Source organism: Actinomyces sp. zg328 (assembly GCF_009829635.1).
GTDB lineage: Bacteria > Actinomycetota > Actinomycetes > Actinomycetales > Actinomycetaceae > Actinomyces > Actinomyces marmotae.
Genome location: NZ_VWPE01000016.1, coordinates 20,481 through 34,772 on the forward strand (window position 1 = coordinate 20,481; position 14,292 = coordinate 34,772).

At 72.9% G+C, this 14,292-nt stretch carries 12 protein-coding genes and 1 riboswitch; of the genes, 4 read left to right on the forward strand and 8 right to left on the reverse strand.

Features of this window, described 5'->3' with window-relative positions; translation table 11 throughout:
• Positions 1-277 precede the first annotated feature (277 nt).
• Positions 278-1,699, forward strand: a complete 1,422-nt coding sequence (locus tag GVV75_RS07560) for a hypothetical protein (protein WP_159524232.1) — start codon at positions 278-280, stop codon at positions 1,697-1,699.
• Positions 1,700-1,784: 85 nt separating this feature from the next.
• On the opposite strand, the gene GVV75_RS07565 is transcribed toward GVV75_RS07560, so the two are convergent.
• Positions 1,785-2,150 carry a GntR family transcriptional regulator gene (locus GVV75_RS07565; RefSeq protein ID WP_159524233.1) on the reverse strand — a complete coding sequence of 122 codons (366 nt, stop codon included), beginning with the start codon at positions 2,148-2,150 and terminating at the stop codon, positions 1,785-1,787.
• Between the two features lie 66 nt (positions 2,151-2,216).
• Here GVV75_RS07565 and GVV75_RS07570 point away from each other — a divergent pair, with 66 nt between their 5' ends.
• Positions 2,217-2,735 (forward strand): hypothetical protein, encoded by a 519-nt coding sequence (locus tag GVV75_RS07570; protein ID WP_159814203.1) that lies wholly within the window; start codon positions 2,217-2,219, stop codon positions 2,733-2,735.
• 51 nt (positions 2,736-2,786) lie between these two features.
• On the opposite strand, the gene GVV75_RS07575 is transcribed toward GVV75_RS07570, so the two are convergent.
• Positions 2,787-3,077, reverse strand: coding sequence for a hypothetical protein (locus GVV75_RS07575; RefSeq protein ID WP_159814205.1), 291 nt, complete (start codon positions 3,075-3,077; stop codon positions 2,787-2,789).
• 159 nt (positions 3,078-3,236) lie between these two features.
• Positions 3,237-4,226 (reverse strand): malate dehydrogenase, encoded by a 990-nt coding sequence (locus GVV75_RS07580; protein ID WP_159524235.1) that lies wholly within the window; start codon positions 4,224-4,226, stop codon positions 3,237-3,239.
• A 198-nt stretch (positions 4,227-4,424) separates the two neighbouring features.
• Between GVV75_RS07580 and GVV75_RS07585 the strand changes: the two genes are divergently transcribed.
• Together GVV75_RS07585 and GVV75_RS07590 are read left to right on the forward strand one after the other, a co-directional pair.
• A complete protein-coding gene (locus tag GVV75_RS07585; protein ID WP_159718508.1) occupies positions 4,425-6,242 on the forward strand; it encodes an ABC transporter ATP-binding protein/permease in 1,818 nt (605 codons plus the stop codon).
• Positions 6,239-8,101, forward strand: coding sequence for an amino acid ABC transporter ATP-binding/permease protein (locus GVV75_RS07590; RefSeq protein ID WP_236266101.1), 1,863 nt, complete (start codon positions 6,239-6,241; stop codon positions 8,099-8,101). Before GVV75_RS07585 ends, GVV75_RS07590 begins: the two co-directional genes overlap by 4 nt.
• A gap of 26 nt (positions 8,102-8,127) precedes the next feature.
• On the opposite strand, the gene GVV75_RS07595 is transcribed toward GVV75_RS07590, so the two are convergent.
• The 5 genes from GVV75_RS07595 to GVV75_RS07615 form a co-directional block, all read right to left on the reverse strand.
• Positions 8,128-9,477, reverse strand: a complete 1,350-nt coding sequence (locus GVV75_RS07595; RefSeq protein WP_159524237.1) for a dicarboxylate/amino acid:cation symporter — start codon at positions 9,475-9,477, stop codon at positions 8,128-8,130.
• A gap of 150 nt (positions 9,478-9,627) precedes the next feature.
• Positions 9,628-10,005, reverse strand: coding sequence for a DUF3017 domain-containing protein (locus tag GVV75_RS07600; protein ID WP_236266102.1), 378 nt, complete (start codon positions 10,003-10,005; stop codon positions 9,628-9,630).
• 57 nt (positions 10,006-10,062) lie between these two features.
• Positions 10,063-11,844: a bifunctional phosphoribosylaminoimidazolecarboxamide formyltransferase/IMP cyclohydrolase gene (gene purH / locus GVV75_RS07605; protein ID WP_159814207.1), complete on the reverse strand. Its 1,782-nt coding sequence runs from the start codon at positions 11,842-11,844 to the stop codon at positions 10,063-10,065.
• A 27-nt stretch (positions 11,845-11,871) separates the two neighbouring features.
• Positions 11,872-11,961: riboswitch (ZMP/ZTP riboswitch) on the reverse strand.
• A 183-nt stretch (positions 11,962-12,144) separates the two neighbouring features.
• On the reverse strand, positions 12,145-13,266 hold the full coding sequence (gene prfB / locus GVV75_RS07610; protein ID WP_159524239.1) for a peptide chain release factor 2: 1,122 nt from the start codon (positions 13,264-13,266) through the stop codon (positions 12,145-12,147).
• A gap of 37 nt (positions 13,267-13,303) precedes the next feature.
• The gene (locus GVV75_RS07615) at positions 13,304-14,221 is read right to left on the reverse strand and encodes a LysR family transcriptional regulator (protein WP_159524240.1); all 918 of its coding nucleotides are present in this window, start codon (positions 14,219-14,221) and stop codon (positions 13,304-13,306) included.
• Positions 14,222-14,292 lie beyond the last annotated feature (71 nt).

Below are 14,292 nucleotides of genomic sequence, written 5' to 3' on the forward strand. Positions count from 1 at the left end.
GTTTGGTCCCCCGCGTCCCGGGCGTGACGCTGGGCGGAACGGGGCATTGATGCCCAGAATCCCATGCCGACGCACCGGATTCCCACCATCCTGGGGAACATCACACAACCCGGCGCCCTGGGCGGACGTGTCCCGAAAACCCTGGGAGTGACCTGGGAGCCATCGCAGAGTAATCTGGAAACCCCAAGGGATTCCGAGGTCGCGGCCGAGCCGTCCAGAGTCCTACCCTTGTCCCTGAGCCGGGGCGCCGCCCCACATTATAAGAAATGGAGACACAGTGTCCGACGAGACCTATGAGTTCGCCGTGACGATGCGCGGCTACGACCGCGCGCAGGTCGAGCAGCGCATCGAGTCCCTGGTGCGGCAGTTGGCTGACGCGCGCCGCGAGGTCGCCAATCTCGATCAGCGAGCGATGACGCTCAGCGGCGAGCTGGCCGACGCGCGCCGTCGTCTGCGCGAGGCCGACAAGCCGACCTACGCCGGTCTCGGATCGCGCATCGAGCAGCTGCTGCGCAGCGCCGAGGAGCAGTCCGCCACCGTGATGTCCAAGGCCAATGCCGAGGCCGAGGCCCTGCTCTCCCGCACCCGCACCAATGCCAAGCGCCTCCAGGAGCGCAGCTCCTCCGAGGCCGCCACTCTCGTGGCGGACGCCCGCCGCGAGGCCGGCGAGCTCACCAGCCGTTCCCAGGCGGAGGCGGCGACGACGCTCGCCAACGCCCAGGCCCGCGCCGACGAGATGGTGGCCGCGGCCGAGCGCACCGCCGCCAAGGCGACCACGGACGCGCAGACCGCCGCCACCGAGGCCCGCAGTTCGGCCGAGCGCGAGGCCTCCCTCGTCATCGCCCAGGCCAACAAGCAGGCCACGGAGACCACCGTCGCCGCCGATCAGCAGGCCGCCGCGACCCGTGACGAGGCGGAGGCCGCCGCCGAGCAGCTGCGCCGGACCTCCACGGAGGAGTCCGAGGCGCTGCTGACCTCCTCGCGCGAGGAGGCGCGTCTGGCCGTGGAGAAGGCCCGCACGGAGGCGGAGTCCCTCGTTCGCAACGCCAAGGCCGAGGCGGAGTCCCTCGTTCGCAACGCCAAGGCGGAGGCGGAGGCGGCCCGCTCCGAGGTGGCCGAGCTCCGTCAGCAGGCCGCCCTGGAGATCGCCAGCCAGCACGAGGCCGCCGCGACCGAGGACTCCAAGGCCCATCAGGAGACCCAGGAGTCGATCCGCCAGATGGTCGAGGAGGCCCAGGCCCAGACCGCCCAGGCGGAGGCGAGCCTCCAGGAGGCCCTCGATCGCGCGGAGAAGGTGCGCGCCCGCACCGACGCCGAGGCCCGCACCCGCTACGAGGAGGCCACGAACAAGGCCGACGAGATCGTGCGCGAGGCGCGCGAGCAGGCTGAGCAGCTCCTGGAGGACACCCGCGCCGACGCTGACGCCCAGACCTCGGCGGTGCGCCGCCAGATCGATGAGCTCGAGCGCCAGCGCGACTCGATCGCCGCCTACCTGGAGGACATGCGCGGAATCCTCGGTGACTCCGCGCTCGTCCACGCGCCCGCCCCGGTGGTCGGCGGCGCCGCCCGGTCGGCGCAGTCCCCCCAGGACGCCGAGGGCGAGGAGGCCGAGCCCGGGGCCGGGAAGGCCGCCAAGCAGTCCTCCCAGGAGGGCGCCAACAAGCCCTCGGCGAAGCAGGGGGCGAAGAAGAAGCCCTGATCCGCCTCGTGGCGCCCGCTGCGCGCGGGCGCCACGAATGTCGTCGCGACGCCAACGCGCATCACGCCGTGGGGCTCCTGAGCCGTCAGGAGCCCCACGCGCGTGTCAGGAGGTCGAGCGCTTTCTCACGGCTCACCCCGAGGTCGCGCAGCGCGTGGGCGCAGCGCAGGGCCTCGCGCTCGGCGGCGGTCCCGGAGGGGTCGATGACGAAGGTGCCCTGCCGGCCCCTGCCCTCGATGACCCCCTCCAGTTCCAGCTCGCGGTAGGCCTTGGCCACGGTGTTGACGGCGACGTCGATCTCGGCGGCCAGGGCCCGCGTCGTTGGGAGCCTGGTTCCGGCGGGAAGGCGGCCCAAGGCGATGTCGCGGCGCACGGCATCGCAGATCTGCTCGAAGACAGGGGACGGGGATCCCGAGTTGAGGCGGATGCGCAGTCGGGCTGGTTCGGACATGCTTCCAGTCTGCGCCATCCGGCACTCCCCGGTGGCCTCATTGACGACTCGCTTTAGGCTTGGGTCATGCCCGGCGTCCAGCCCTCCCCCGACCACGGCCTCCCGGCCCCGGAGCGCCCGGATCCCCCAGCGGCCGCGCCGGGGGATCCCGAGGAGGCGGACTGGGCCGCCCGGCGCCGTGAGGCCGCTGCCCAGAGGGCCCGGATGCTCCGGGCTTCCCGATCGGCCGAGACCGCCCGGGCGGAGCGGATCGTGCGGGCCTTCCTCAGCGCCGCCTCCGCGGAGGGCCTGGAGCCGGTGGCGCTGAGGGCCAAGGGCTATGGCGGCGGCAGCGCGCGCACTCCGCTGAGGGGCTGGTACTTGCGCGCCGATAGGACTGTGGCGATCGACGTCGAGGGGTGCTTCTACATCCTCACCCGCCAACTAGGGCTGAGGGACAGGCTGCTCGGCGTTTGCCCGAGCCCGGATCCGGTTCCCCTGACGATCGGGGAGGGCGGGCGCGACGGCGATGTCGTGCCGCTGCGCTTCGCCCTGGACCGGCTCCTGCCCGGCTGGGAGGGGCGCTCAGGCACTCCCCTCGTCTGAGTCGGGCCCGCGCGCCCGGAATCAGGGGCGCCGCGCGGCGCGGGCCCGCGACTACCAGAGGCGGCGCTCCCAGCAGGAGGCGTGCCAGTGCCGGCGCTCCTCCAGCCCGCGGTCCGCCCCGAAGAGGGACTCATTGGACCAGGCCACCACATGCGGGGTGCCCGGAACGATGCGCCGATGGCAACCCGGGCAGGTGTAGTCCTTGGCGCCGCCGCGCACATGCCGGACGGTGAACTCCGCTCCCCCCGGTCCGGCCTGGCTGCGCGGCACGGAGGCCAGGCGCCCCAAGTTGAGGGGGATGTGCCCGGCCCCGTAGGGCCGCTTGGAGCTGCGGCGTGCCATGCCGCTGATTCCAGCACAGCGACGCGCCGCGCTCCAAGGCGGCGGGGAGGCCACGCCCCGGGTCAGGGGGCCGACGACGACGCGACCGGCCCCCTCGCCGGTCGGGGACGGGACGAGGGGGCCGGTCGAGGCGTCGTCAGGGTCTGAACGACGGGTTCCTCAGATGAGGTTCATCGAGGCGACGGACTCCTTCTCGGAGATGAGCTCGGCGGCGGAGGCGTCGATCCTGGCGCGCGAGAACTCGTCGATCTCGAGGCCCTGAACGATCTTCCACTCGCCGTTCTCCACGGTGCAGGGGAAGGAGGAGATGATGCCCTCGGGCACGCCGTAGGAGCCATCGGACATGATCGAGGAGGAGGTCCAGGAGTAGCCCTTGACGCCCAGGCACCAGTCGCGGACGTGGTCGACCGCCGCCGAGGCCGCCGAGGCGGCCGAGGAGGCGCCGCGCGCGTCGATGATGGCGGCGCCGCGCTTGGCGACGGTGGGGATGAAGTCCTCCTCCACCCAGGCGCGGTCTGCGAGCAGGTCCGTGATGGGCTGGCCCTTGACGGTGGCCTGCGTGAGGTCGGGGTACTGGGTGGTGGAGTGGTTGCCCCAGACGGTGACCTTGTCGATGTCGGTGACGTGGCAGCCGGCCTTCATGGCGAGCTGGGCCAGGGCGCGGTTGTGGTCCAGGCGGGTCATCGCGGTGAAGCGGGAGGCCGGGACGTCCGGGGCGTGGGAGGCGGCGATGAGGGCGTTGGTGTTGGCCGGGTTGCCCACGACGAGGACCTTGATGTCGTCCGCGGCGCCGGCGTTGATGGCCTCGCCCTGGGGGCCGAAGATGCCGCCGTTGGCGGACAGCAGGTCGGCGCGCTCCATTCCGGCCTTGCGGGGCATGGAGCCGACGAGGAAGGCGATGTTGGCGCCCTCGAAGGCGGCCTTGGCGTCGTCGAAGATGTCGATGGAGCCCAGCGTCGGGAAGGCGGAGTCGAAGAGCTCCATGGCGGTGCCCTCGGCGGCCTTGATGGCCGGGGGGATCTCGAGCAGGCGCAGGTTGACCCGCTGGTCCGGGCCGAGGAGGGCGCCGGAGGCGATGCGGAAGAGAAGGGCGTAGCCGATGTTGCCGGCGGCGCCGGTGATCGTGATGTTCACGGGGGCGTTGGCCATGGTGTCTCCTTTGATCGGGGCGGTGCTGTCACGGCGCTGGACTGGGCTGTCGCAGTGCGATCACCGTGCTGTTGCGGAGTGCCGGCCGCGATAGGCCGACCATATGGGAGAAGCCTACGAGCCCGGGCCCCCGCGATGACGGGACGATGGGGCTGCAATTTTAGCACTCACCCTATGACCCGCAGCACAATAGGCCGCATGTCCGCCCCCACCGCGCTCCCGTCCCGCACCCGCCCCTCCCCCTCACGACCCCCGCTGGCGACGCCGTCGTCCAGGCGGGCGAATCTGATCTCCTTCAGCCTGACCGTCCTGGCCTCCCTGGCGCAGGGCTGGTCGCTCATCTCGGCCGGGCGGGCGCTCGGCGCGCTCATCGAGGGCGGTGCCCCGGGCGAGCACCTGGCCTCGGCGCTGGCCGCCGGCGCGGTCTCGGCGCTGGCGGCGGCGGGGGCGCGGGCGGTGTCCCTGGGCAGCGCGGCCCGAGAGGAGGCGGCGCTGCGCCGCAAGGTGCTCTCCCACCTCATGCGGCTCGGCCCGGCCCGCGCGGCCCAGCAGCGCACCGGATCGACCGTGTCGGTGCTGGCCGACGGCGCCGAGCGCGTGGCGCTGTACCGGCAGACCTTCCTCGCCCCGACGATCGCCGCGGGGCTCGCCCCGGCCCTCGTGCTCGCCGAGCTGGGCATCGCGGTGGACCCGGTCCCCTCCGCGGTGCTGGCCCTCGCCGTCGTCGGCGTGCCCGCGCTCATCATCGGCTTCCACAAGACGCTGAGGTCGTCATCCTCGGGATCGCGCAGGAGCCGGGCGCGCCTGAGCGCGGAGTACCTCGACGCCATCCAGGGTCTGACCACCCTTACGCTGGCCCGTGCGGCGCGGCGCACGCACGAGCGGCTGCGCGAAGCCGGGGAGGGCAACCGGCGCGCGGTCATGCGCCTGCTGGCCGGCAACCAGCTCGTCATCCTGGTCACCGACTCCCTCTTCTCCCTCTTCCTCATCTCGGTGGCCGCGGTCAGCGCCGTGGCGCGGCTGGGCTCGGGGGCCATCGGCGTCGGCGATGCGCTGGCGATCGTGCTGACCTCCTTCGTCCTGCTCGAGCCACTGGACCACGTGGGGGCGTTCTTCTACGTCGGCATGGGAGGCCTGGCCAACCAGCGGGTCATCCGCCGCATCCTGTCCTCCTCGGGCCCGGGCGGCGCGGCGGCGCGGGGGCCGTCGAAGGCGGCGGGGGCTCCTGAGCCGGCGGGGCCGCCAGGACCATCCGAGGCCCCGGGGGAGGTGGGGCCCTCCAGGGCGATCCGCCTGCGAGGGGCGAGCGCCACCTGGGGGCACGCCGAGGTGCTCCACGGCATTGACCTCGAGGTGGAGCCCGGCGAGCACGTGGCGGTCGTCGGCCCCTCCGGATCGGGTAAGTCCACGCTCATGGCCCTGCTCAAGGGCGATCTCCTCCCCTCAGCCGGCGCCGTGGAGGTCAACGGCGAGGCGCTGGCGCCGGGGTCGGGCGCCGCCGAGCAGGAACGGGTCCGCGCCGCGAGCGCCCTGGTGGCACAGTCCACCTGGCTCTTCTCCGGCACCATCGCCTCCAACCTCCGGCTCGCGGCGCCCTTGGCCAGCGACGATGAGCTGTGGGAGGCGCTGGCCACGGCCAATCTCGCCCAGGAGGTGCGGGCGATGCCCCAGGGCCTCCAGACCCTCGTGGGTGAGCGGGGCCTGGGCCTGTCCGGGGGCCAGGCCCAGCGCGTCTCCCTGGCGCGGGCGGTGCTCGCCGACCGGCCCGTCCTGCTCCTGGACGAGCCGACCAGCCAGGTGGACCTGGCCGGGGAGGCCGCGATCATCGAGGCGATCGAGCGGGTCTCCGCCGGGCGCGCCGTCATGACGGTCTCGCACCGCGCCGGCGCGCTGACCGGGGCTGATCGCGTCATCACCGTCGAGGACGGGCACCTCATCGCCACCGAGCCCGGCGGGCGCCCGGGCAACGGGGCGGCCACCGAGCCCGGGCACGGGGCGGCAAGGGGCGGGCGATGAGCACCAGCGCAAGACGCGAGCGAGGCGGCCCCGGGGCGCAGGACGCCCGGATGGCGCGGACCCGCCCGGGTGGGGCCAACGAGTCGGCATCCGCCCCGTCCTCCCCACTCCCCCCGCCGAGCCGCCGCGCGCTCATCGGCTGGCTCCTGGGCGTGACGCGGCCGGTCCTGGCGCCCCTGGTGGGCTCGACGCTGTGCCGCATCGCCGACCTCCTCCTGGGCTGCGCCATCATGGCAATCGGGGCGGTCGCCGTCGTCCGCGCGGGCGCGCAGGCCGCCTCCGGGGCACACATCGGCATCCCCTGGGACCTGGCCGGGCAGCTCGCGCTCGCCTCCCTGCTCAAAGCGGCGCTGCGCTACGGCGAGCAGTTCCTCGGGCACTTCGTGGCCTTCAAAGCTCTGGAGCTGCTGCGCGGGGAGATCTTCGCCGCGCTCATCCCCCGCGCTCCGAGGGTCATGCTGGAGGCGCGCTCAGGGGACCTACTGGCGCGCGCCACGAAGGACGTCGACCGGATCGAGGTGTTCTTCGCCCACACCTTCGCCCCCGCCGTCAGCGCCGTCGTCGTGCCCCTGAGCGTGGTGGGCATCGTCGGGGCGACGACGTCCTGGCCCGTGGCCCTGACCGCCCTGGCCTTCCTCGTCGCGGCGATCGGGGTCGTGCCCGCGCTCGGGTGGCGGGCGTCGCTGGCCTCCTCGCGCCGGGCAGTGGTGGAGCGGGCCGGGCTGACTCAGCACGTCACGGACTCCATTCAGGGAATGGCCGAGGTGGTGGGCTACGGGCGCGCGGAGGAGCGTCTCGAGGAGATGGGCGCGATCGACCGCGCCATTCAGGCCGCCGGAGCCCCGGCGCGGCGCTGGACGGCACTGCGCCGGGGCGGCGCCCAGCTGCTCGCGCTCGCGGGCCCCGCCGCGATGATCCTCGTGGGCGCCGACGGCGTGCGCGCGGGGGCCTTCTCCGCGGCCGCCCTGGCGGGCGGCGTGGCGGCGGTGGTGCGCCTGGCCGAGACGGCGCGGGGCGTGGAGGAGCTCGCCGCCGCGCTCAACGCCTCCTTCGCCGCGGCCGAGAGGGTGTGGGCCACCGCTCACTCCCCTATCGAGGTCGTGGACGGGCAGGGGGAGCTGGCCCGGGCGGGCTCCCATGAGCTCGTGTGGGAGGGCGTCTCCTACGCCTACCCGGGCTCACCGAGGCTCGCGCTCGATGACGTGTCCGTGCGCGCGGCGGCGGGCCGGTGGACCTGCCTCGTGGGGGTCTCCGGCTCGGGCAAGACCACCATGGGCCATCTGGCGCTACGCTTCGACGACCCCACGGCGGGCCGGATCCTCCTGGACGGCGTCGACATCCGGGAACTGAGGGGGGACAGCCTGCGTCGCGAGGTGGCCCTGGTCAGCCAGAGCGCGCACCTCTTCCGGGCCAGCGTCCTGGACAACCTGCGGCTGGCCGCGCCGGGCGCGAGCGAGGAGGAGGCGCGGCAGGCCTGCCAGGACGCCGGGATCCATGACGACATCGAGGCCCTGGAGTCCGGTTACGGCACGATGATCGGCGAGCGCGGGGCCTCGCTGTCCGGCGGGCAGCGCCAGCGGCTAGCGCTGGCGCGGGCGCTGCTGGCCCGCCCCGGGGTCATCGTCCTGGACGAGTTCACCTCGCACCTGGACCCGGCGCTCGACGCCCGGGTGCGCTCCCGCGTGCGCGAGCGCCTGGCCGGCACGACAGTCGTGGAGATCACGCACCGCCTGCAGTGGGTGGGCGGGGCGGACCACGTGGCCGTCCTCGATGGGGGCCGCGTCGTCGAGCAGGGCACCCCCGCCGCGCTCATGTCAGCGGGCGGGGCGCTGGCCAGGCTGGTGGCCCGGGAGGGGTGAGAGAGGGCCGCGGCCCCGGCTCGGCCTCAGTCGCTGGGATGGCCCGCCGCGGCCCTGGAGGCGGCCAGGTCCTCGGGGCTGACCACGCCCTCGACGCTCACGCTGTCGAGGTAAGCCATGCCGTCGAAGGCGAGCTCTCGGGCGTTCTCCGGGTCCCCCTCGCGGCCGAGGCGGCCGTCGGCGAAGCGGTCGATGGCGATGGCGATGGCGGCATCACCGGTGACGTTGGTGGCGGTGCCGAAGGAGTCCATGGCGATGTAGGTGGCGAACATGAGCCCGACCTGGGCGTCGTTGAAGCCCAGCATGGAGGCGATGAGGCCTGAGGCCGCCGCGATCGCGCCGCCGGGGACGCCGGGGGCCGCGACCATCGTGATGCCGAGCATGAAGATGAAGCCGATCCACTGGGCGGTGCTGATCGTCAGGCCCTGGGTGAAGGCGATGGCGAAGGCGAAGGCGAAGATCTTCGACGTCGAGCCGGCCAGGTGGATCGTGGCGCACAGGGGGATGACGAAGGAGGCGACGGCGTCGGACACGCCCAGCTTCTTGGTCTGGCGCAACGTGACCGGGATGGTCGCCGCGGAGGACGAGGTGCCCAGGGCCGTCATGTAGGCCGGCAGCAGCGTGAGGATGGCCTTGAGCGGGTTCTTGCGGCCGATGGCCCCGGCGGCGGTGTACTGGCACGCCAGGATGACGACCTCGAGGACGAGCACGACGATGACCACGCGCACGAGGGTCTTCATGACGGCCCAGGCCTCGCCCGTGTAGGCGAAGTTGAGGAAGATGCCGAAGATGTGCAGCGGCAGGAGGGGGATGATGATCGCCTCGATGAGGCGGGTGATGATGGCGCGGAAATCGATGAATCCCTTGCGCAGCACGCCGCGGGGCACGAGCGAGAGGCCGATGCCCATAACGAAGCTGAGGATGAGGGCGGTCAGGACCTCCAGCGGCGGGGCGATCTGAAGGGTGAAGAAGCTCTCCAGGGCGCTCCCGGGCTCGGAGACGTTGCCGAGCGTCACGCCGGACAGGAGCGTGGGGAACAGGGCCGCGCAGGTCGCGTAGGTGACGAAGCCCGCGAAGAGGGTGGAGGCGTACGCGACGGTGGTGGTAACGCCCAGCCACTTGCCGGCCCCGTGCCCGAGGTCGGCGATGGCGGGGGTGACCAGGCCGATGATGATCAGCGGGATCGCGAACTGCAGGAACTGGCTGAAGATCGCCGAGAAGGTGGCAAAGACGCGGCCCAGGGGCGCCGGGATGATGGGGTCGCCGCCCACGCGGATGGAGCCGAGGATGACGGCCAGGAGGATCGCGACAATCACCCACAGGAGAATGCCGCCCCTCATGCGGCGCTTGCGCGCGGCGGGCTGTGCGTTGGACATGTTGGGGCCTTCCAGATACAGGGGATCGCCGCGTGAGCGCGTGATGACTGTGACAGCGGGGCAGGATCTCACACTCACCGCCGCGCGGGCGGGGGCGTCTGCCATCCGGGATGGAGCGAGGCCCCGATGCCGCCCGCCGGGCGCCGGGGCTCAGCCGAAGATGCGCGGGAGGTCCGCGTAGGGGGCGAGCACGAGGAGCGCCAGGGCGAGCAGCACGCCGAAGACGACGTCGAAGAGCCGTGAGCGCGCGGAGATCCAGGTGCCCTGGGGGCGCTGGAAGCGCATGACGACGAGGGTGAGGAGCAGGGCCACCAGCGCGATGACGCCGAGCCGCTGGCGGCCCAGCAGGCTGATGACGGGAACGACGGCGAGGCTCACCGCCACGGCGACGACGCCGGCGGTCCGGTAGGTCTGATGGGCGCGGCTGCGCGGCGGGGCCACGCCCCGCCGGGGGCGCTCATCCGCGGGTCCCGCGGACGGCCCACCCGTGGTGCTGGCGCTGGCCGCGCTGTCCCCCTCCTGGCTCACGCGCCCACCCTATCGCCCCGCCTCCAGCCCGGCCGCGCCGGGCCGGGAGCGGCGGCCTCAGTGGAAGAAGTGGCGCTGCCCGGTGAGGTACATGGTCACGCCCGCGGCCTTGGCGGCGGCGATGACCTCCTCGTCGCGGATGGAGCCGCCGGGCTGGACGACCGCGCGCACACCGGCGTCGATGAGGACCCGCAGGCCATCGGCGAAGGGGAAGAAGGCGTCGGAGGCGGCCACGGCCCCCCGAGCCCGCTCGGGGGAGGGACCGGTGAGGATCCGGCCGGCGTCGCCCCCGCCGACGGCCCCGGTCTCACCGGACGCGGAGGCGGGCGCCGCGGCGTCGCCGGTGGAGCGGGCGCCGAGCGTGTTGGCGCGCTCGACGGCCAGGCGGCAGGAGTCGACGCGGTTGACCTGGCCCATGCCCACGCCCACGGTGGCCCCGCCGGAGGCCAGCAGGATGGCGTTGGACTTGACCGAGCGGATGGCCCGCCAGGCGAAGCGGAGGTCGGCGAGGGTGGCCTCATCGGCGGGGTGGCCGGCGGCGAGGGTCCAGGCGGCGGGGTCATCGTCACCGGCCTGATAGGCGTCGCGCTCCTGGATGACGGCGCCTCCGGAGATCTGCTTGATCTCCCATCCCTCGCGCTCGGGCGGCTCGACGGCGAGAACGCGCAGGTTCTTCTTGGCCCTGAGGATCTCCAGGGCCTCGTCCTCGAAGGCGGGAGCGGCCACGACCTCGGTGAAGATCGGCTTGATCTGATGCGCCATGGCGGCGGTGACGGTGGCGTTGGTGGCGATGACGCCGCCGAAGGCGGACACGGGGTCGCAGGCATGGGCGAGGCGGTGGGCCTGCGCGACATCACCACTGGGGCTGATGGCCACGCCGCAGGGGTTGGCGTGCTTGATGATGGCCACGCAGACCTCGCCGTCGTGGTCGTAGGCGGCGCGCAGGGCGGCGTCGGTGTCCGTGTAGTTGTTGTAGCTCATGGCCCTGCCGGACAACTGCCGGGCGTTGGCCACTCCCCCGCGCGCCCCTGGGGCGGTGTAGACGGCGGCGCCCTGGTGGGGGTTCTCGCCGTAGCGCAGGGCGGCGAGGCGCTCGTAGGCGGCGCCGGCGTAGGCGGGGGGCGCGACCGGGCCCTCGGCATCGGCCGCGGTGCCGGCTCCCGCGCCGTCGGCCTCGATCTGCTGCGCGAACCAGGTGGCGACGGCGGCGTCGTAGGCGGCGGTGTGGGCGTAGGCGGCCGCGGCGAGGCGGCGGCGCTGGGCGAGGGAGAACCCGCCGTCGGCGATGGCCTGGACGGCCTCGGCGTACTGGTCGGGGGAAGTCAGGATGGCGACGCCGGGGTGGTTCTTGGCGGCGGCGCGGACCATGGAGGGGCCGCCGATGTCGATCTGCTCGACGCAGGCGTCGAAGGGCGCGCCGGAGGCGACGGTGGCGGCGAAGGGGTAGAGGTTGACGACGACGAGGTCGAGGGGGGCCACGCCCAGGGAGTCGAGTTGGGCGAGTTGGTCGGGCTTGCGGCGGTCGGCGAGGATGCCGGCGTGGACGGCGGGGTGGAGGGTCTTGACGCGGCCCTCGAGGCACTCGGGGAAGCCGGTGACCCGCTCGACGCCGGTGACCGCGATGCCCGCGGCGGCGATGGTGGCGGCCGTGGAGCCGGTGGAGACGATCTCGACGCCGGCGGCGGCCAGGGCGGTGGCGAGCTCGACGAGGCCGGTCTTGTCGTAGACGGAGACGAGCGCGCGGTGCACGGGGACGACGTCGGGATTGACCAGTCCCTCGGTGGGGACGTGGGCGGTGGGCACGCTGGTCGGGGCTGAGGGGGCCGGTGAGGCGGTCACGAGGGGCTCCTGTGGTTCCGGGTTTCGGCGGGACGCCCAGGCGGGCGACGTCCCCTCCACATGGGGCGGCGGCCGCTCCCCGGTGGTACCCCACCCTCGCCAGTCGCGACCGGTCCCAGGCTAGCGCGCTCCCGCCCCGCCCCGCCACATCACGCCGAGACCGGTCGAAAATAAGAGCGAGACCGGTCGAAAATAGGAGCGAGACCGGTTCCCGGCGCCCCGCCGACCGGTCTCGATCCTGATATCGACCGGTCTCGATCCTGATATCGACCGGTCTCGGGAAAGGGCGCGGGGCGCGGATCAGTCCTCGGCCTGCTCCTGCTGCTTGCGCCAGCGGATGCCGGCGTCGATGAAGCCGTCGATGTCGCCGTCGAAGACGGAGTCGGGGTTGCCGACCTCGTGGTTGGTGCGCAGGTCCTTGACCATCTGGTACGGGTTGAGGACGTAGGAGCGCATCTGGTCTCCCCAGGAGGCCTTGATGTCCCCGGCGAGCTCCTTCTTCTTAGCGTCCTCCTCCTGCTGCTTGAGCAGCAGCAGGCGCGACTGGAGCACGCGCATGGCGGCCGCGCGGTTCTGGATCTGCGACTTCTCGTCCTGCATGGACACCACCAGGCCAGTGGGCAGGTGCGTGATGCGCACGGCAGAGTCGGTGGTGTTGACGCTCTGGCCGCCGGGCCCCGAGGAGCGGAAGACGTCGATGCGGATGTCCGTCTCGGGGATGTCGATGTGGTCGGTGGACTCAATGAGCGGGATGACCTCGACGGCGGCGAAGGAGGTCTGGCGGCGCCCCTGGTTGTCGAAGGGGCTGATGCGCACGAGGCGGTGCGTGCCGCCCTCCACGGACAGGGTGCCGTAGGCGTAGGGGGCATGGACCTCGAAGGTCACGGACTTCAGCCCGGCCTCCTCGGCGTAGGAGGTGTTGAGGACCTTGACGGCGTAGTCGTGGCGCTCGGCCCAGCGCGTGTACATGCGCAGGAGCATCTCGGCGAAGTCGGCGGCGTCGACTCCCCCGGCGCCCGAGCGGATGGTGACGACGGCGTCGCGCTGGTCGTACTCGCCGCTCAGCAGGGTGCGGATCTCCAGGTCGGCCAGGTCCTTGGAGACGGCGGCGAGGTCAGACTCGGCCTCGGCGAGGATCTCCGCGGCGTCGTCGCCCTCCTCCTCCCCGGCGAGTTCGACCATCGCCTCGAGATCGTCGATGCGCTCGCCGAGCTCCTCGACGCGCTTGAGATCCGCCTGGGCGTGGGACAGGGCGGAGGTGACCACCTGGGCGGCGTCCGGGTCGTCCCAGAGGTCCGGGGCGGCAGCGGACTCGCTCAACTCGACGATGCGGGCGCGCAGGGCGTCAGGGTCGGTCACCGCGGCGATGGAGGCGTAGGTGTGTCGGAGTCGTTCGATCTGCATGGGGAAGTCAGTGGCCACCCGGCAAGAGTAGTCGATCCGCCAGACCCTCCCCTCCTCACCCCATGACGGCGCCCAGGGGGATCGTCTGCTCCAGCAGCGCTGACAGGACCGCGCGCACCGCCGGCCCGGGCTCGGTGCGCGTGGCGCGATGGCGCACGACGAGCTGGCGCGCGCCCAGGCCGGGCAGGCGGGTGATGCGCACGTCGTCGGGGATGTCGTTGCTGCGCACCGCGAGTTCGGGGAGGAGCGCGTAGCCCAATCCCGCATGGGCCATGGCGAGCACGACGTCGTAGTCGTTGCCCACGTGCCGGGTGTTCAGGGCGACTCCGAGCTGCCCAGACAGGCGGGTCAGCGCGAAGGCCCCGGCGGTGGAGGGGTCGAGGGCGATCCAGGTGGCGCCGGCCAGGTCCGCCAGCGACGTCGGCACGGCGCAGCCCGGGGGGACGACGACGAGCCAGGACTCGTCGAGGATCGGCACATCGCCGAGGCCGCGGGGGGCGGGGGGCAGGGCGCGGGCGTCGCGCTCCAGGAGAAGGAGGTCGAGCTCGCCGCGGCGCAGGCGGGACAGGCCCGCGCGCTCCTCGACCTCCTCGATGATGATGTCGAGCCCGGGGCGGTTGGCCTCCAGGTCGGCGATGAGCGGGAGGAGGATGGCGCGCACGGCGGTGGCGAAGGAGCCGACGCGAACCGTCCCGGTGGGGCTGGCGCCGTCGAGCGCGGCGAGCTTGCGCTGGGCCTCGATGAGCTCGCCCTCGATGCGCTCGGCGCTCTCGGCCAGGACCCGACCGGCCTCCGTGAGGACCGCGCCAGTCGGGGCGCGGTCCACGAGACGGGCGCCGCTTTCCTTCTCCAGGAGCCGGACGTGCTGGGACACCGCGGAGGGGCTCATGTGTAACGAATCCGCTGCTGCGACCACCCCTCCGGCGCGCTGGACGGCGAGGAGGACGGACATCCGACGAGACGACAGGTTCATGAAGTAAAACTACATCCCCCATGCAGATACCTGCGATTGATCTTCATCGTCAGGGAGTCCATGATCTTCCT